The 16,128-nt window shown below is 40.9% G+C and carries 16 protein-coding genes, 1 tRNA gene and 2 pseudogenes; 8 read left to right on the top strand and 11 right to left on the bottom strand.

The genetic code is table 11. The features are described from left to right. Positions 1-236: 236 nt before the first annotated feature. The 6 genes and pseudogenes from ACQ86K_RS19800 to ACQ86K_RS19775 form a co-directional block, all read right to left on the bottom strand. Positions 237-1,112 carry a hypothetical protein gene (locus ACQ86K_RS19800; protein WP_091162411.1) on the bottom strand — a complete coding sequence of 292 codons (876 nt, stop codon included), beginning with the start codon at positions 1,110-1,112 and terminating at the stop codon, positions 237-239. Positions 1,113-1,464: 352 nt separating this feature from the next. After that, a pseudogene (locus ACQ86K_RS19795) lies at positions 1,465-2,642 on the bottom strand (acetyl-CoA C-acyltransferase). A gap of 215 nt (positions 2,643-2,857) precedes the next feature. Beyond that, on the bottom strand, positions 2,858-3,028 hold the full coding sequence (locus ACQ86K_RS19790; protein WP_091162415.1) for a ribbon-helix-helix domain-containing protein: 171 nt from the start codon (positions 3,026-3,028) through the stop codon (positions 2,858-2,860). Position 3,029: 1 nt separating this feature from the next. Beyond that, positions 3,030-3,557 carry a hypothetical protein gene (locus ACQ86K_RS19785; protein ID WP_143020666.1) on the bottom strand — a complete coding sequence of 176 codons (528 nt, stop codon included), beginning with the start codon at positions 3,555-3,557 and terminating at the stop codon, positions 3,030-3,032. Positions 3,558-3,561: 4 nt separating this feature from the next. Beyond that, a complete protein-coding gene (locus tag ACQ86K_RS19780; RefSeq protein WP_431198610.1) occupies positions 3,562-4,176 on the bottom strand; it encodes an SPFH domain-containing protein in 615 nt (204 codons plus the stop codon). After that, positions 4,173-4,418 carry a hypothetical protein gene (locus tag ACQ86K_RS19775; RefSeq protein WP_431198609.1) on the bottom strand — a complete coding sequence of 82 codons (246 nt, stop codon included), beginning with the start codon at positions 4,416-4,418 and terminating at the stop codon, positions 4,173-4,175. Before ACQ86K_RS19775 ends, ACQ86K_RS19780 begins: the two co-directional genes overlap by 4 nt. A 114-nt stretch (positions 4,419-4,532) precedes the next feature. On the opposite strand from ACQ86K_RS19775, the pseudogene ACQ86K_RS19770 reads away from it, so the two are divergent. From ACQ86K_RS19770 to ACQ86K_RS19750, 5 genes and pseudogenes are all read left to right on the top strand, one after another. After that, positions 4,533-5,851, top strand: a pseudogene (locus ACQ86K_RS19770) (HD family phosphohydrolase); the annotation flags it as partial. Continuing rightward, positions 5,828-6,601 carry an HDIG domain-containing metalloprotein gene (locus ACQ86K_RS19765; protein ID WP_431200895.1) on the top strand — a complete coding sequence of 258 codons (774 nt, stop codon included), beginning with the start codon at positions 5,828-5,830 and terminating at the stop codon, positions 6,599-6,601. The pseudogene ACQ86K_RS19770 and the gene ACQ86K_RS19765, both read left to right, overlap by 24 nt. 82 nt (positions 6,602-6,683) lie before the next feature. Beyond that, a tRNA-Ser gene (locus ACQ86K_RS19760) sits at positions 6,684-6,773 on the top strand. Positions 6,774-7,022: 249 nt separating this feature from the next. Beyond that, a complete protein-coding gene (locus ACQ86K_RS19755) occupies positions 7,023-7,922 on the top strand; it encodes a phage integrase SAM-like domain-containing protein (protein WP_431198608.1) in 900 nt (299 codons plus the stop codon). Then, entirely contained in the window at positions 7,919-8,239 is a 321-nt protein-coding gene (locus ACQ86K_RS19750) for a site-specific integrase (RefSeq protein ID WP_431198607.1), read from the top strand. Before ACQ86K_RS19755 ends, ACQ86K_RS19750 begins: the two co-directional genes overlap by 4 nt. 454 nt (positions 8,240-8,693) lie before the next feature. Here the strand turns inward: ACQ86K_RS19750 and ACQ86K_RS19745 are convergent, their stop codons facing one another. Both ACQ86K_RS19745 and ACQ86K_RS19740 read right to left on the bottom strand, forming a co-directional pair. Then, positions 8,694-9,323 carry a hypothetical protein gene (locus ACQ86K_RS19745; protein ID WP_143020667.1) on the bottom strand — a complete coding sequence of 210 codons (630 nt, stop codon included), beginning with the start codon at positions 9,321-9,323 and terminating at the stop codon, positions 8,694-8,696. Between the two features lie 31 nt (positions 9,324-9,354). Continuing rightward, positions 9,355-9,717 (bottom strand): hypothetical protein, encoded by a 363-nt coding sequence (locus tag ACQ86K_RS19740; RefSeq protein ID WP_091162424.1) that lies wholly within the window; start codon positions 9,715-9,717, stop codon positions 9,355-9,357. A gap of 774 nt (positions 9,718-10,491) precedes the next feature. On the opposite strand from ACQ86K_RS19740, the gene ACQ86K_RS19735 reads away from it, so the two are divergent. The 3 genes from ACQ86K_RS19735 to ACQ86K_RS19725 all read left to right on the top strand — a co-directional run bounded on the left by ACQ86K_RS19735 (position 10,492) and on the right by ACQ86K_RS19725 (position 12,701). Continuing rightward, positions 10,492-10,938, top strand: coding sequence for an AAA family ATPase (locus tag ACQ86K_RS19735; protein WP_091162425.1), 447 nt, complete (start codon positions 10,492-10,494; stop codon positions 10,936-10,938). Beyond that, positions 10,928-11,689 (top strand): tRNA(His) guanylyltransferase Thg1 family protein, encoded by a 762-nt coding sequence (locus tag ACQ86K_RS19730; RefSeq protein ID WP_091162427.1) that lies wholly within the window; start codon positions 10,928-10,930, stop codon positions 11,687-11,689. Before ACQ86K_RS19735 ends, ACQ86K_RS19730 begins: the two co-directional genes overlap by 11 nt. A 583-nt stretch (positions 11,690-12,272) precedes the next feature. Next, on the top strand, positions 12,273-12,701 hold the full coding sequence (locus ACQ86K_RS19725; protein ID WP_091162429.1) for a GNAT family N-acetyltransferase: 429 nt from the start codon (positions 12,273-12,275) through the stop codon (positions 12,699-12,701). A 50-nt stretch (positions 12,702-12,751) separates the two neighbouring features. Here ACQ86K_RS19725 and ACQ86K_RS19720 read toward each other — a convergent pair whose 3' ends face one another. The 3 genes from ACQ86K_RS19720 to ACQ86K_RS19710 form a co-directional block, all read right to left on the bottom strand. Further along, a complete protein-coding gene (locus ACQ86K_RS19720) occupies positions 12,752-13,117 on the bottom strand; it encodes an FG-GAP repeat domain-containing protein (RefSeq protein ID WP_431198606.1) in 366 nt (121 codons plus the stop codon). After that, positions 13,114-14,364 carry an FG-GAP repeat domain-containing protein gene (locus ACQ86K_RS19715; protein ID WP_431198605.1) on the bottom strand — a complete coding sequence of 417 codons (1,251 nt, stop codon included), beginning with the start codon at positions 14,362-14,364 and terminating at the stop codon, positions 13,114-13,116. Before ACQ86K_RS19715 ends, ACQ86K_RS19720 begins: the two co-directional genes overlap by 4 nt. A 150-nt stretch (positions 14,365-14,514) precedes the next feature. Beyond that, positions 14,515-16,110, bottom strand: a complete 1,596-nt coding sequence (locus ACQ86K_RS19710) for a RagB/SusD family nutrient uptake outer membrane protein (protein WP_431198604.1) — start codon at positions 16,108-16,110, stop codon at positions 14,515-14,517. Positions 16,111-16,128 lie beyond the last annotated feature (18 nt).

Below are 16,128 nucleotides of genomic sequence, written 5' to 3'. Positions count from 1 at the left end.
GGGTAAGTATCGAACGCATGCCATAAAAGCTAAAACGTTCAGCGGCTTCATTGCCAATAATGTAAGGGACGCTCTTGGGGAATTTTGATTTTAGGGGAGCAGTTTTTTCTTGCATCAGTTAACTTAAAAATTTGCTAAAGGTAATATAAATCTTATAAACCGAAATTTAATACCGAAAATGAGATACTTTCTGTAACAAAATGGTTAATTTTTGATTATTGCTGTTATTTAATTTCTTAGTGCCTCACCGGTAACAGTGCCCGATCTTTTGCGGCTTGTTTTTTAGGGTCGATATATTGATTATCGGTACTGGTACCATCAGTAATGTTGCGCATATCGATGTTTTCTACATAAGTCCAGCGACCATCTTTTAATTTATAGCCGTCATAACTCAGGTCGGGGCCAAAGGTTTCAGGTTTATCCTTGCTCCGGCCGTCGGGAGCCGAAAGATGATCAAATACAATAATGTTTTGCTCGGGTACAAACCTTAACAGCATAGATACCTGCCGGGCGTATTCAAATATTACCCTGTTGCGGGTTTTGCTGTTACCATTAAATACTGGCATCCCAAACTGCGGTACGCCATTGTTAAACGAAATTACATCGATCACTTTTTTCGTCGATTTTACCGTATTGCCTTTCCAGCCTAATAATACATAATAAGGTTTGGGGCCATAAACAGGCATTATCTTATAGTATTGAGCGCCGTACCATTTATGACTATCGGTTACCGAATCTTCAGGGTTTTTCAATAATGGTGAATAATCCTCAAGCGGAAACATTTTAAGCGGGCCGCCGGTATTTATTTGCACCGTGCCGTAAAAACGGTAGCTGCCATCAAGGTTCATCACATGCCAGCTCAGGATGCGGAAGCGGTTGTCGGGCGAGTTAATAATACTGACACTCTTAACCGAATCAAACGGAAACAGGAAGGAATTGTTGATCTTTAACGCCTGTACCAATATTTTAATGAATTGGTAATTGGCATTTTTACGCTCCATATCGTTCTCATCATTTACAATCTTTTTGCCCAGGTGGGTAAGACTATCCTGGTATTCGTTAAGTTTTTTGAGCCTTGTACCTTCGTCATGGTATTGCGCAAAAGTTTGCATGCAAAGCAGTATGGAGAAGATAGTAAGAAGGATTTTTTTGTCACTATTTTAATTTAATTAGTTGAGCTTTTTTTATGTCTTTGCGAGATGGCTTTGCAAGTTTCTTTGTATAGAATGAGATTGTTTCGTTTCTTATAATGACGTAATAGTAGACCGTTGGTTAGCGTTGTATTTTATAATCTATTTTATAAATACGGGCGTTGCCTGAGGCCCGGGCTTTCCGTTACAAGTCCTCGCGTTGCATGCCCGCGACCCAACCCGCGCTGTGGGCTTTTCACTGCAATCCCTAACGCGCCCCACGCGCAACATCACTAAAATACATTTTGCTTATAATGACGTTACTTATAAAGTACTAACGTAAATTTTCGATAACCATTGCGCTGGCACCGCCACCTCCGTTACAGATACCGGCAGCGCCGTATTTGCCGTTGTTTTGCTTTAATACGTGTAAAAGGGTAACAATGATTCGTGCACCCGAAGCGCCGAGAGGGTGGCCTAATGAAACAGCACCGCCGTTAACGTTTACTTTTTCCGGGTCGAGGTTCAAAAGCTGGTTGTTGGCTATTGATACTACAGAGAAGGCTTCATTGATCTCAAAGAAGTCGATATCGGAGTTTTGCAGGCCCGCCCTGTGCAGTGCCAGCGGAATGGCTTTTGACGGTGCGGTAGTAAACCATTCGGGCGCCTGCTGTGCATCGGCGTAGGAAACCACCTTAGCCAATGGGGTTATACCGAGTTCATCCGCTTTTTCGCGGCTCATAAGCACTACAGCTGCGGCACCATCATTCAGGGTCGAGGCGTTGGCGGCCGTAACCGTACCATCTTTTTTAAATACGGGTTTTAATGAGGGGATCTTGTCAAACTTAACTGTTTTGGGTTCCTCATCTTCAGTAAACATGGTGATATCGCCTTTTTTGTCTTTAAGGCCAACCGGGGTAATTTCGTCTTTAAATTTACCGTCTGCCTGTGCTTTTTGGGCGCGCTGGTATGATAATATGGCATATGCATCCTGTTCCTCCCGGCTGATGTTGCAGTCGGTAGCGCAAAGCTCGGCTGCTGAGCCCATATGATAGTCGTTGTAAACGTCCCAAAGACCGTCTTTTACCAAACCGTCGATGATTTGCCCATTACCTAAACGGTAACCGTTGCGGGCCTTATCCAGGTAATAGGGTACGTTGCTCATGCTTTCCATGCCGCCGGCAACAACAATATCGTTTTGCCCTATGGCTATGCTTTGGGCGGCTAACATAATGGCTTTCATACCCGATGCACAAACTTTATTAACGGTTGTTGCGGGCAAATAGGGAGCCCGGCAAAAATAGCTGCCTGTGTTGCCGGCGCCTGCCCAACATTGGCCGACATTACATTGCCCATATAAATTTCCTGAACCTGATCGGGCCGTAACCCCGCTTTTTCAACTGCCGATTTGATGACTGCCGCGCCCAGCTGTGTGGCGCCGATAGCAGCCAGGCTGCCTCCAAAACTACCTATAGGTGTGCGTGTAGCCGCTACTATTACTACTTCTTTCATGTGTCCCTCATTAAAATTGGTGGCCAAATTTAGTGATTTGGATGAAAGAAAATACTATGCATGCATAATAAAATTAGTTGAGCAAGAGATTAGAGGTTGGAGGTTAGAGATTAGGGTTTTCGCTTATCCGAACCAGAATTAAAAGACTTAAGAATCTGGCATTTTGTCCATTTATATAATGGGTATTCAACTAATCTCTAACCTCCAACCTCTGATCACTCTTCTTCTTTTTTCTTTTTAACTCCTTTTTTCCTCGCATGCAGGGCTTGTTGCATGAGGTATTCGATCTGGCCGTTGGTGCTCCTGAATTCTTCGGCTGCCCAGCTTTCAATCTCCTTCAGCATGTCGGGATTAATACGTAATACAAATGCTTTCTTTTCGGCCATATCAACTTGCGGCCGCTGCCTGGGCCTGTTTTAACAAAACTAAATTTATGCCCAGTAACGCCAGCAAAGGCAGTTCTGGTATTTTTTTGATCATGTCGAGGTCCATTTTTACAATAAATGGCTTTTTCCGGCTCCATATTTTGGTTTCTACATTCAGGATATCGCCCAATTGCTCATTTACCCAGGTGCAGGTGCGTGAAAGGACCTTTTTATTATAAAAAGTAGCCACGAGCCCATTGTTTAAATTGAGCGTTATCTTACTGCTCCAGATCTCTGGTGTCACCAAACCTGTTTCTATGCCATCGGGTTGCTCAATAACAAGTTTTCGGCCTATCCAGTTCTTGCGTTTTACTACCCAGTCTCCATTTGCTGTTTCGAGTAAGCAAGTGCGTTTTAAAGCTCCGGTATAGGTAAGCTTCCCATAGCTAAACTGCCCGTCGGTAAGTTCGTACCATGGTCGCCAAAAACCATGCCTCAATACTGGTAATTCCGACACGCGGAGTTGGTCAAAGCTTCTGAATTGGTCCATGGTATTAATGGTATAAAGTACCGGTATTAACAACAGGGTTAACGGCTTTATCGCCGCAAAGTACAACCAGTAGATTGCTTACCATGGCTGCCTTGCGTTCCTCGTCAAGTTCAACTATGTTTTTTTCGGATAGCTTGTTCAGTGCCATTTCAACCATGCCAACGGCACCTTCAACTATCAGCTTACGGGCGGCTATTATGGCCGATGCCTGCTGTACCTGCAGCATGGAATGGGCAATTTCAGGAGCGTAGGCCAAATGGGAGATGCGGGCTTCTAATACCTCAATGCCGGCGCGGTCAAGCCTTTCGTTCAACTCCTTCTCCAACATTGAGCTTACCTGTTCGGCGCCACCGCGTAGAGTAATGGCTGCAGTTTCATCCTCCAGGTTATCATAAGGGAAAGAGTTGGCCAGGTGCCTTACTGCAGCTTCGCTCTGGATATTTACATATTGAATGTAATTTTCAACCGCAAATACGGCAGCGGCGGTATCTTTTATCTGCCATACTATAACCGCTGCGATTTCAATAGGGTTGCCAATGCTATCGTTTACTTTCAGTTGTTGGCCGTTAAGGTTAAAGGCTCTTAATGATACTTTTCTTTTTACGGTGAAAGGGTTCACCCAAAAAAGCCATCTTTTTTTACAGTACCCAGGTACTTGCCGAAAAGGGTAAGCACTTTTGATTCGTTAGGATTAACGACAACAAGTCCCGGGAGCAGAAAAACGAAGCCGATGATAGCTAACATAGCGCCAATAGGTTCTTCACCCGCCCAAAAGCAAAGGGCAGCTATTACCAGTAATGCAAGGAATACAATAAGCACAGCAAAGCCGGATGGCGGGTTGATGGTTTTTTCAGGATTCATGATTTAGTTTGATTTTAAAATGATATCATAAAGATATCAAATTTATTTTTACAAAAGCAAGAAAAACTGCATATAACAGAAACTTATATTATTTTTGACAGGTTAATCATTTAAATGGCAAAACTATCCACTTCGCGCCAAAAGGCTTTACTGCGCAAATACGCCCGTAATGTTAAGTTTTTGATGATGCTGATTAGTATCGTGCTTATTGTTTACTTTTTACCGAAGCAGGCAAAATTTAGCTACGAGCACGAAAAGGGGAGGATCTGGAACCAGAAAGACCTGGTATCGCCCTATAATTTCGCCATATTAAAAACACCTCAGGAAATCATGGCCGATCAGAAATCGGCCCTGGAAAGTATTACGCCTATATACCAGCTGGATGCCGCCATGCAAAACCAGCAGATTGATGGTTTTAAGGCCGACCTGGAAATTAAATGGCATAATGCCGGTATCAATGACAAACTCAAGTCGAAGTACATTGCTGTCGGTACCGATTTATTGACCGAAATTTACCAGACAGGGGTTTTTAAACCCAATGCCAAATATCAGCAAAGCTCCGAAAATTACCCCATACGGATCCTGGATAAGAATGTGGCCACTGATAAAAACACCAGTGAGCTGTTTACCAAAGAAAAAGCGCAGGCTTATTGTGATAAGGTATTGAGCAGGCACACAGATTTAGATAAAGCCTTCCTGCTCGATGTGATCAGTAACCGCCTCCAAAATAATCTTGCCTATGATAATAATCTTACTTCAAGGCTGGAGAAGGAAGTTATAGATGGCCTTTCGGTAACACGCGGAATGGTACAAAAAGGAGAAGTGATAGTTTACAAAGGCTCGGTAGTTAATGATGATGTTTATCAAAAACTTGAGTCATTTAAAAAAGCCTTTGAGGATAACGCCCGTGTTAACGGTAACAGGAACTTAGTGCTCTTGGGGCAATTTTTCCTGGTGGCTATAGCTATATCGCTGCTCATGATTTTCCTGTATCTTTTCCGTAAGGATATTTACGCCGATAACAGGTTGGTAAGTTTAATATTATTGGTAATTACTACCATGCTGGCCACTTTATCGCTGGCTATAAAATTGCAGTTTCCTACTAATTTATACTATATCCCTTATTGCATAGTACCCATCATCATTCGCATATTGTTTGATACCCGTTTGGCACTTAACATCCATTTATTGGTGGTGCTGATAGCAGGATTTTTGTGCCCAATAGCTTTGAGTTTGCCTATTATGAGATTACGGCCGGCATGGTATCAATTTATAGCATTAAAAACCTGGTACGGAGAGAGCAGTTCCTGATCTCGGCAGTGATTATCATTTTTACTTATTTCGTAGCATTTTTAGGGATTACCTTTATCCGAGAAGGCGACTTCCTGAACATCGACTGGATGGACTTTTTGCCGTTTGTAGTTAGCGTACTGCTTACCCTGCTGGCTTACCCGCTTATTTATTTGTTCGAGAAGGTTTTTGCCATCACTTCCGAAATTACACTCATCGAACTAACCAATACCAATGCGCCATTGCTGCGCGAACTGGCTTTTAACGCACCGGGCACCTTTCAGCATTCGCTGCAGGTAGCCAACCTGGCCGAAAACGCTATTTATGCAGTTGGCGGCAACGCCTTGCTGGTTAGGGCGGGGGCGCTTTATCATGATATTGGCAAAATGGAGAACCCTTTGTTTTTTATCGAAAACCAAAGTTCGGGCTTTAACCCGCATGATAAACTGCCTTATGAAGAAAGTGCCCAAATCATTATCCGCCACGTGAGCAGGGGGATTGAAATGGCACGCAAGTCCAACCTGCCCGAGGTGGTGATTGATTTTATCCGTACCCATCATGGTAATACCCGCGTGGATTATTTTTACCAGTCGTCATTGAAAAATTTTCCGGAAAAATTCATTAACGAGAACATTTTTCGCTATCCCGGCCCCATTCCTTTTACCAAAGAAGGTGCCGTTTTAATGCTTGCAGACTCTGTTGAAGCCGCATCGCGCTCATTAAAAGAGCCCGATGAAGAATCCATCAGTGTACTGGTAGACCGTATTGTGAAATACAAGCTTGATCAAAACCAGTTGAAAGACAGTAATATAACTTTGAAAGATATAGAAACAATCAAGGCTATTTTTAAGCGCATGCTGATGAGTATTTATCATGTTAGGATAGATTATTAAAAAATGTAATTTTTTTTGCGGGGATACTTGAATTACTATATTTGCAGTCCCTGAAAAAGGGATACAGTTAAAAAAACAAAACGGAGAGATGCCTGAGAGGCCGAAAGGAACAGTTTGCTAAACTGTCGTACTGGAAACGGTACCGAGGGTTCGAATCCCTCTCTCTCCGCCAGTTTCAATAACAAAGTGCATTAAAAGCCTGCAAATCAAATGATTGCAGGCTTTTGTTTTTGGGCTAAATGCCCATTTTATCCACCATTTCGCATATAAAAAGTGCGTTATTCGGTGAGTTAATTTTTGAAAATACTCACTCATCAATATCTACGTATCATTCTGGTAGTCAACCTGTTAAAAAGTTGAACATCTTGTACGGATCTGATTGCAAGCTTAATTTTGTTTCACTTTTTAATGTCAAAACATTATGAAAACTAACTTCAGCTTGCTTTTTTATTTAAAGAAGCCAAAAAACCATCAAAACGGCCTTGTGCCTATTTATTTGCGGATTACTGTTAATGGTAAACGGGCAGAAACCAGTACAGGCCGGGAATGTGAACCTACTCTATGGAACAGTACCGCAGGACGCTTTAAGGGAACTAAAGAAGAAATCAAATCTTTTAACGCCTACCTTGATAACCTGCAAGCCCAGGTGTACGAAGCGCATGGCCAATTAACCGAAACTGGCGGTATGGTTACTGCCGAAAGTTTAAAAAACAAGCTATTGGGTAAGAGCGAAAAATCCCGGATGCTTATCAGCTTGTTTAAAGACCACAATAAAAAGGTTTCGGCTTTGGTTGGTGATGAGTATGCTGCAGGGACATTGGAACGCTACGAAACCTCTTTAAGGCATACCCGGAGCTTTTTAGAATGGCAGTACAAAGTTTCGGATATAGACATTAAGCAGATTGACCATGATTTTATAACCAATTATGAATTTTATTTGCGATCCGAACGTAAGTGCGCCAACAACTCCGCTATCAAATACATTAAGAACTTTGGCAAGATCATCCGCATTTGTTTAGCAAGTGGCTGGCTTGATAAAGACCCTTTTGTAAATTACAAAGCCAAAGTTAAACGGGTTGACAGGATATTTTTAAACCGGGAAGAATTACAAGCCATAGCAGATAAAGTATTTCCAACCGAACGGCTCAACCAGGTGAGGGATATTTTTCTTTTCTGTTGCTTTACAGGATTGGCCTATGCCGATGTGAAAAAATTGAAGCCGGCTGAAATAGTAAAAGGCCTTGACGGGGAAATGTGGATATATACCAAACGAAAAAAACAGACACACCAAGTCGTATTCCTTTACTGCCATCTGCGTTGAGTTTGTTAAAAAGGTATGCAGACCATCCGCTTTGTTGCAATACAGATAAGGCGCTGCCCGTATCTACCAATCAAAAAATGAATGCGTATTTGAAAGAGATTGCAGACGTTTGCGGCATCAATAAAATACTTACCTTTCATATTGCACGGCACACGTTCGCCACAACTGTAACGCTGTCTAATGGTGTACCTATTGAAAGCGTATCGAAAATGTTGGGCCATACTAATATCAAAACCACCCAGCACTATGCCAAGATTTTAGATTTAAAAGTGGGACAGGATATGGCATTGCTTAGGCAAAAGTTTGTTATTGATTAACCCAATTATCAGTTTTAGGCAGCTTGGTTTTTCATTCCTTATTCACTGCTACAGCGAAGATAGCCCACGCCGGGATAAAACGTCAAGGGTATATAAACCCCGATGATAGGATCGGGGCCCTTGACATTTTACCCGGCCTTGCGCTGTTGGTTGCTTAACGGTTGAATAAGGACTGGTTTGTTCAATCGGACGGCGTTTTGCACTGTTTATTTTGAAGGGCGAATACATTAAATTCTCAAAGTACAAACGCGGCAGCGGGGAGCAAGCGGAAGTTGGGCTCTGCCCAACTTTGCTTGCCGTTTGCGCTGCAAACGGGGTTTTGAGTATACCCAAAGTATACTTTGCCCACCTCATTGTAGTTTAAAGGCCGTTTTTACCATGGTAGTGAGTATACTTTAAATTTGTAATTTGGAATATACCAAACTTTAGTCAGGCTTTGTTCACATAAAAAGCGCTACGAATTTCTATCCAGTCCGTCTATGTATCCCAATTCTTTCAAGCGGGATTTTAATTGCGCGTCAACTTTATTTTTAGCAGTATAAAACGCCAGAATTTTCAATTTTAATGGTAACGGTTGTTGAATAAACTTTTCAAAATCTATATCTGTCCTGTAGACCCTCAGTTGATGAAGTTCTGGAAGATTTTCGATACCAGTTAGAGAACCAAGCGTTTTACAGTTAAGAACCTTTATATCGGTCAAATTTGTAAATTCCTTGCCAAAATGAATTTTCGGCAAGCGAATATGGTCTTGAACTAATAATGTTTTTAACTTATGGAAGCGGTTTATGTTTTCTAAATCATTTAATCCTCTTATCCAAGTGAGATTTAAATTTTCAATGTTATTACCCTCAATCTCGTTGATATTATCTCTGCCTCCAAGTATGATGTTCAAAGTGTGCAGAACTGGCAATTCGTTTACAAATGATAACGGAACTTTTGATATGCCGTTTAAGTTGAGATGTTCTAATCTTTTTAAAGAGCCTATCGCTTCTATATTCTTGGTGTGACCCGCAACAATTAAATAATCCAAATTTTTGTAGCTGGACAAATAATCCAAGTTTAAAGCCTTTGTTTTGGTGTCCAAAATGTACAATCTGTTTAAGTTTTGGAAATTCTTAGCACTTAGTATATCTGTTTCTTTGAGCTCGAATACGCCTATCCCTAATTTTTTCAGGTTTTTTTAAATAAGTAATGCTTTCTAAATTATGAGCTTGCCTTAAGCAGTCAATACTCAATGATTTTACTTCCGGTATCTGGTCAACAATACTACAATCAAATGAGCTGCTATAATGTCCATAAAACCGTATAGTGAGATTTTCATCATACTTGCCAGTCAGTTCATTGAGTTTTGACAAGATATGACTGTTATAGACTTCCGAAGAGAATTGTACAATTACTTCTTTATTTTCGTCCAGTAGTCTGCTAATAACATTTTCATCAATTACATCAGGGTCTTGAATTCTGTGCTGCTTTCTCATTAGCCTTGTTATGTTATAGATTAAGGTTTGTACAACAAAACTATCTTTTTTTAATGATTCCAATTATTGACTGCTATTACATTTGCATGAGCGTTCAAATTGACTATATAGTTTGGCTAAAATCAAATCACCACAGTAGTAACGTGAAGCTTGTTTTATTAAAATAAGTCGCAATTGATGAATTTATAATTCGTATAGTAACGTCCATTGCAACCATCGGGAGCAATGGCAAGTTTGCCCCGAGCCGCAGGCATCGGGGGAGTTTTTGTGGTAACAAAAACACAAACTTGCTACTTATCGGCGGACTACTTTATAAAACCGGCATAGTCGTTCAGGTAATCTTCTGTTAAGCAACAAAAAGCGGAAGAAGACAGGGCTGTCAAGGGAACGTGGAATAAATGGCCAAGTGCGTGAAAGGCTTGTGGGTTTATGCCGCGAAAGCCCTTTACTGCCCTGGCTTCGCGGGCTACCTTTGCGGTTACAGATGATCACCATGATAAGTTACGATAAAATGTGTTACAAATCCAAAATTGCTATATTTGCACTATAAGATTTGCAATTAATCTGTACAAAAAAAGTGGTGAGTATTTCGGTGAGTAAGAAATAAAATCCATATAAAATATTGAATATCAGGTCGGTTTAAGAGGTAAACAAATCCCTCTCTCTCCGCTTCGCAAGAGGATCGCAAGTTGCGGTCCTTTTTTGTTGCTATAGGTCCCGTCATAAAAGCCGACACTGTTTACTTACATCCATTAAACGCTTACATTTGCACAAATGGAAGCTATAATATTTTGCGGAATTCAGGCGACAGGTAAAACTACTTTCTTTAAAGAGAGTTTTTTTAACACCCACATGCGTATTTCCTTAGACCAGCTAAACACAAGAAATAAAGAATTGAGGTTTATAGAAACTTGCATCCAAACATCCCATCCATTTGTAATAGATAACACTAATTCTTCCCTGGAAGAAAGAGCAAAATATATAACTATCGCGAAAGCAAATAACTTTAAAGTGATTGGATATTATTTTCAATCTAAGATAACTGATGCCATAAAGCGGAATAATCAACGTGTTGGTAAAGAAAATATCCCTGAAATTGGCATACGGGGAACTTTTAAGCGTCTTGTCTTACCGCAGATAGCAGAAGGTTTTGATGAACTTTATTATGTAGTAGCGGAAAATAATACATTTACAGTAAACAAATGGTTAGATGAAGTTTGATGATTTAGATGAAAAAATGAGGATATATGAGACCTCACAAGACCGCTGCGTACTCCCTGATATGTACATTGTAGCCAGAATTGATGGACGAAGTTTCACCAGACTTACAAAAGAAACACACAAATTCGAAGCACCTTTTGACGAAAAATTTCGGGACTTGATGGTTGAAACAGTAAAACACCTGATGAATTGCGGTTTCAATGTGATATATGGTTATACCGAAAGTGACGAAATATCACTGCTCCTGCACCCAAACGAAAATCTTTTTGGCCGAAAGACCAGAAAATACATTTCCATATTAGCAAGCGAAGCCAGCGCCAAATTCTCCGCATCGCTGGGCAGCGTGGCAGCTTTTGACTGCCGCCTCTCAGAGCTTCCCAATAGAAATTTAGTGGAAGATTATTTTAGATGGCGTAATGAAGATGCACACAGAAACGCCTTAAATGCACATTGTTACTGGCGGCTAAGACAAGATGGTTTTACCATGAATGAGGCAACTTCAAAAATCGAGGGGATGAGCATTGCTAATAAAAATGAATTATTATTTCAGTATGGCGTAAATTTCAACAATCTTCCCGCTTGGCAAAAAAGAGGAATAGGTTTGTATTGGAAGGATTTAAAAAAGGAAGGATTTAATCCGAAGACCGATGAACACGTGTTAATTAACCGACGTACACTTTATATAAACATGGAATTGCCCATGCGGGATGAATACAATAAATTTATACATGATCTGGTAGACAAGTACTAAAAGCAGGACTGAGTTTACACTTTCTTAATACTTTTTACAACCTCCAAAATCCCTTCCAGGTGTTCTAACAGGTTTCCACCCGCTGATATTGATTTGTATCTGTTAAAAAATTTTAAATCAAATGGTTAAATGATTTTGCTTTATGTCAAATACTCAAAGTTGCCATCAATTCGCATCATAAAGGAGATCTGGAAAAACCATTTTTGATTCATCCCTCTTCACCAATTTCATTTACATTCTTAACTATTTGATTTTGATAACTAAAGGTGGCCAAAACCAAATTGGCCAACAGGGTCAATATGTTGTGGTTTATCCATTATCGATAGAATTCTAAAAAACCGATTTACAAATGGTGTAAACGCTATGTGCAGTCATATACAATTTAGTACCATTATTTTACTCTTGTTGTTTCTTTAAAAACATACTTATAATTTGGTTATGTAATCTAAATATCAGTCACTTTTGTATCGGCATCATTTGATTTTCGATAAGAGGTTAGTACATATTAACGTGCTCTGTTAATTGCTATTTACCTGGGCTGATATAACCGATTTAAATTAAGTAAATAAATTTTAAACCAATCATGATTGAACAGGGCTCTTACCTAAAATCGAAAATTTATGATTTAATGAACCTGATGATTAACGACGAAAGCGGGTTGTTTGAAGTAGGCGATTTGGATGGTTACATTGATAAGTTAATTGAAAAAGCATGTATCATAACTATTATGGCACAAGATGCTTTACAGGGTTTTTTGGCTTATTATGCCAACGATTATGAAAATAAAGTTGGGTTTATTTCCATGCTGATCATCGATCCTTCTACAAAACGGATGGGGTATGGCCGAAGGCTTGTTGAATTTGCATTAAAAGATTTAACAATGAAGGGGTTTGAAAAATGTCGTACCGAGGTGAATGCTGACAACATTAAAGCAGTAAATATTTGTAAAAGGTTAGGCTTTACGTATGTGGGCTGTAATAATATATACATCGTGTTTGAAAAACAGCTATAGTTCCCTCAAACAATCCTGATCTATTTGCCTTGGAAATTTAGTTGTTACTTTCATTTCGAAACGTTTTTTAAAACGTAGAAAAGCGGCTCTTTGATATTATAACTGAAAGGGCCAAAATCAAAAAAGGCATTTCCAATAAGCAGGTCGGGCTTTCCATCACCGTTTATATCACCGGCATCAAGAGTTACCGCGCGTTCAAACTTTGTATCGGCAGGAAATGCATATGGGACAAAGTTTAAGTTGCCGGTGTTTTTTAGATATACAAAGCCTTCTTCGGGTTGCTTTGCATCGGTAAAAAGGCTGATTGTTGCAAGATCAACTTCTCCGTCACTATCAAAATCCTTAGCGATGGCTTTATAGCAGCCGTTTATCGGATAAAAATATCGCTGTTTATAATTGTCTTTTCCATCGTTCAAAAAATGTAGATACCATGGTATGGTTTTAATACCAGCGTTGCATTCCCGTTATCGCCGCAGGTGTAAACTATGTCTTTATACCCGTCATGGTTCATGTCAACCATTTCAAAGTAGGACGACCCATAAATTGGCGGAAACCTTAAAATTTCCTTTGACTCAAATTTGCCGCTCCCTTTGTTTTCGAAATGGAAAATCCCTTCTTCTCCCTGTGCAAAAAGCACGTACAGGCCAGGTAATTTTTTATCCTTATAATCAATATATGCTTTTATGGCTCCGGGTAAATTACTTATTACATGTTTGGTAAAAGCGCCGGTACCCAAATTTTCCATCCAACAGAGCTCGCCCGTTATACTCCCAAATTCACAAATAACATAGTCGGTTTTGTTGTCATTATTTAAATCGGCCGCCAGTATTTGAACCGGGCGACCAAGCTTATTGAATACAGGCTGAAATGCTAATTGCATTTTGCCTTCGGCGGAAATGGTTAATGGGGTTATAGTCCCCAGTTTATCGCTGTTGGCACCTAATTCATTGCCTATGGTGCAAATCATGGTATTGCCATGGTCGAAAAGCATATCAACCACAGGGCCGGTTGTTGATACCGAATCGATGATATTTAATTGACCTGATAAAAGATAAAGCTTTTTTGTTTGCCCGTTGGCAATAAAAACACGAGCGGGCTTAGCGCTGTTGTCAATTCTTACATAGCAGCCCAGCACCTGTTTGCCGTCAAATGATTGCTGTGATTTTTGGATGTTAAAAAAGGGGAGTTCCCGTTTAATAGCCATGGGCCTGTTTTGTGCAGGTAAGGCGATAGGGGCGGTGTTCATGTAATAATCGATAATATCTTGCCATTGTTCCTCATTTAATGCGGGCTTGTCGGGCACAATCAAATCGTCGCCCTTAATTGTCCCTACGTATGACTCACCTCTGTGGGCTTTAATGCCCATACGTAAACCCATTTGCGGAAATACATTTTTCCATTTAAACCTGTTAAGCAACGCTGGTTCGGGCAGCATATGGCACGAGCGGCAATATTGTTGTGATAATATCTTACCCCTGGCAATGCTTTGAAGGGTTGCCGTCGGGTAATCGGTACGTAGATCTGTACCGGCATTATCCTGTTTGTTTTCAGAGAAATGCCATATTGAATAAACTACCAAAACGGTTATGACCAAAACAATCGAACCAACAATTACAACTTTGCGATTTTTTGCAGGACGGTGACTATCAGGTTTATTATTCATGAATATTTTAAAAGGCAGTTAATATACAAAAGCTAAAAGCAGAATGCACAAAGCTTAAAGCTAAAAAATATTAATCGGTGAGAGTTGTCTTTAAATACATAACCCCTGGACATTTGCCCCGGGGTTATGTAAAATCAAGGTATTAATCTTTTAGTATCCTGGGTTTTGTACCAGTTTTTTATTCTTGTCAATTTCCGCTTGCGGAATTGGCATCCAGTTTTGCCGCTCGAAGAAGGTATTGGTGAATATCTTGACCGTGGTGTACGTTAGCCCTGACCCACCGGCTTCGATCTTCATTCCATATTCCGGCGTGGTAAGCACACCGTTTGTGCCGGTAGTTATCAGCCATCGGCGAATATCAAACCATCGCTTATCTTCAAAAGCCAACTCGATACGCCGTTCGCGACGAATATATACACGCATTTGATCCTTGGTTAAGCCGGCTTTTACGGCAGGCAATGCAGATCTCGCCCTTACTTTATTAACCGCGTCATAAACCGATGCATCTGGCCCAACCGCTTCATTTTGCGCTTCAGCATAGCTTAACAGCACTTCCGCGTAACGGAAAATAATGTAATTGGCAAAGCTTGGCGCCAGGTTGATACTGGTTTGCCCGGTGATGCTTTCATCCAGTGTTTTACGGGCGTAATAGCCGGTATTGGTGATATCGCTTGACGAGCCAAGGTCTATCTGGTTACTGCCGCCTATTCGCGTTTTTATTATATCTCCCTGCCATGCTGCACCATCATATAAGATTGACTGATAGAAACGCTGCTCACGATGGGCGTAAGGGGCTTGAGGATTATAGCCAGAAGCCGCATCTGTAATAGGCAACCCATTATCCATCGAATAATCATCAATCAGGCCCTGTGTTGGAGCAAGGTTTCCCCATGACTGCTGAACACCATTCACGTATACCGGGCCCAGATAACCTTCCCGGTGACTGCCCTTTGCAGGCCCGGTTGCATAACCGCGGGCAAAAATGGTTTCAATATTCCAGTTGTTTGCCGATAAAAACTGGTCGGCATAAGAAGTAGCCGAAGTGTTGAACAGGCTATAAGTACCCATATCCATCACTGATTTGTTGGTAGCCGCTGCTTTACTCCATTTCCCTGCGTCATTGGCTGTGTTTACCAGCGGACTGGCTGCAAAAAGCTCTACCCAGCCCTTAAGTGTTAATGCGGCGCCTTTTGTGGCTCTCCCGGTTTGTGCTGCTTTTGTAGGTAAAACAGCGGCAGCAGCGTCACAATCAGCCTCAATAAAGGCAACAGTCTCATCAATAGTGCCCCGGGCAGTAAAAATATCAGTTCCGTTCCGGTTATCAAGCGGTACGGTAATAATAGGCACCCCTCCGTAAGCTGTGAACAACAGGGAGTAGAAGTAAGCTCTTAGAAACGTAACCTCCGCAACGCGCTGCTTGTACCAATCGTCGGTATACTTCGCTTTATTTAAAGCCGCCTGTTGTAGAAATACATTGCATTTTCGTATTTTGCTATAGTTACCTTCCCATGACCACATACCGCCGGGGCCGGTTGGTACGTTACTTGGGCCAATGGAACCCGCCCTTACAGTTGCCTGACCGTTTTCCCAGGCTGCCCCGCAAAAACTGTTATCGGCATATTGTTCTGTTAGCTGATAGTCATTGTTGACGTCGGGGATTTGATTATATATGTCATTTACAAAAAGATCTGCATTACTTTGCGAACTGAATGTAGCTACATCAGTTAGAAATGCTTTATTTGTCACATTTAAAGAATCATCTTT

The organism is Mucilaginibacter sp. P19 (genome assembly GCF_050632265.1).
In the GTDB taxonomy this organism is placed as follows: Bacteria; Bacteroidota; Bacteroidia; order Sphingobacteriales; family Sphingobacteriaceae; genus Mucilaginibacter; species Mucilaginibacter gossypii.
The sequence above is the reverse complement of the archived record's forward strand: the minus strand, read 5'-3'. Positions and strand labels throughout refer to the sequence as shown.

What these genes read in the sequence shown, in the direction of transcription:
- ACQ86K_RS19800 (WP_091162411.1), bottom strand. Translation starts at nt 1,112, where the DNA reads ATGCAAACTTTTGCGCAATACCATGACGAAGGTACAAGGCTCAAAAAA.
- ACQ86K_RS19790 (WP_091162415.1), bottom strand. Translation starts at nt 3,028, where the DNA reads ATGGCCGAAAAGAAAGCATTTGTATTACGTATTAATCCCGACATGCTG.
- ACQ86K_RS19785 (WP_143020666.1), bottom strand. Translation starts at nt 3,557, where the DNA reads ATGGACCAATTCAGAAGCTTTGACCAACTCCGCGTGTCGGAATTACCA.
- ACQ86K_RS19775 (WP_431198609.1), bottom strand. Translation starts at nt 4,418, where the DNA reads ATGAATCCTGAAAAAACCATCAACCCGCCATCCGGCTTTGCTGTGCTT.
- ACQ86K_RS19755 (WP_431198608.1), top strand. Translation starts at nt 7,023, where the DNA reads ATGAAAACTAACTTCAGCTTGCTTTTTTATTTAAAGAAGCCAAAAAAC.
- ACQ86K_RS19740 (WP_091162424.1), bottom strand. Translation starts at nt 9,717, where the DNA reads ATGAGAAAGCAGCACAGAATTCAAGACCCTGATGTAATTGATGAAAAT.
- ACQ86K_RS19735 (WP_091162425.1), top strand. Translation starts at nt 10,492, where the DNA reads ATGGAAGCTATAATATTTTGCGGAATTCAGGCGACAGGTAAAACTACT.
- ACQ86K_RS19730 (WP_091162427.1), top strand. Translation starts at nt 10,928, where the DNA reads ATGAAGTTTGATGATTTAGATGAAAAAATGAGGATATATGAGACCTCA.
- ACQ86K_RS19725 (WP_091162429.1), top strand. Translation starts at nt 12,273, where the DNA reads ATGATTGAACAGGGCTCTTACCTAAAATCGAAAATTTATGATTTAATG.
- ACQ86K_RS19715 (WP_431198605.1), bottom strand. Translation starts at nt 14,364, where the DNA reads ATGAATAATAAACCTGATAGTCACCGTCCTGCAAAAAATCGCAAAGTT.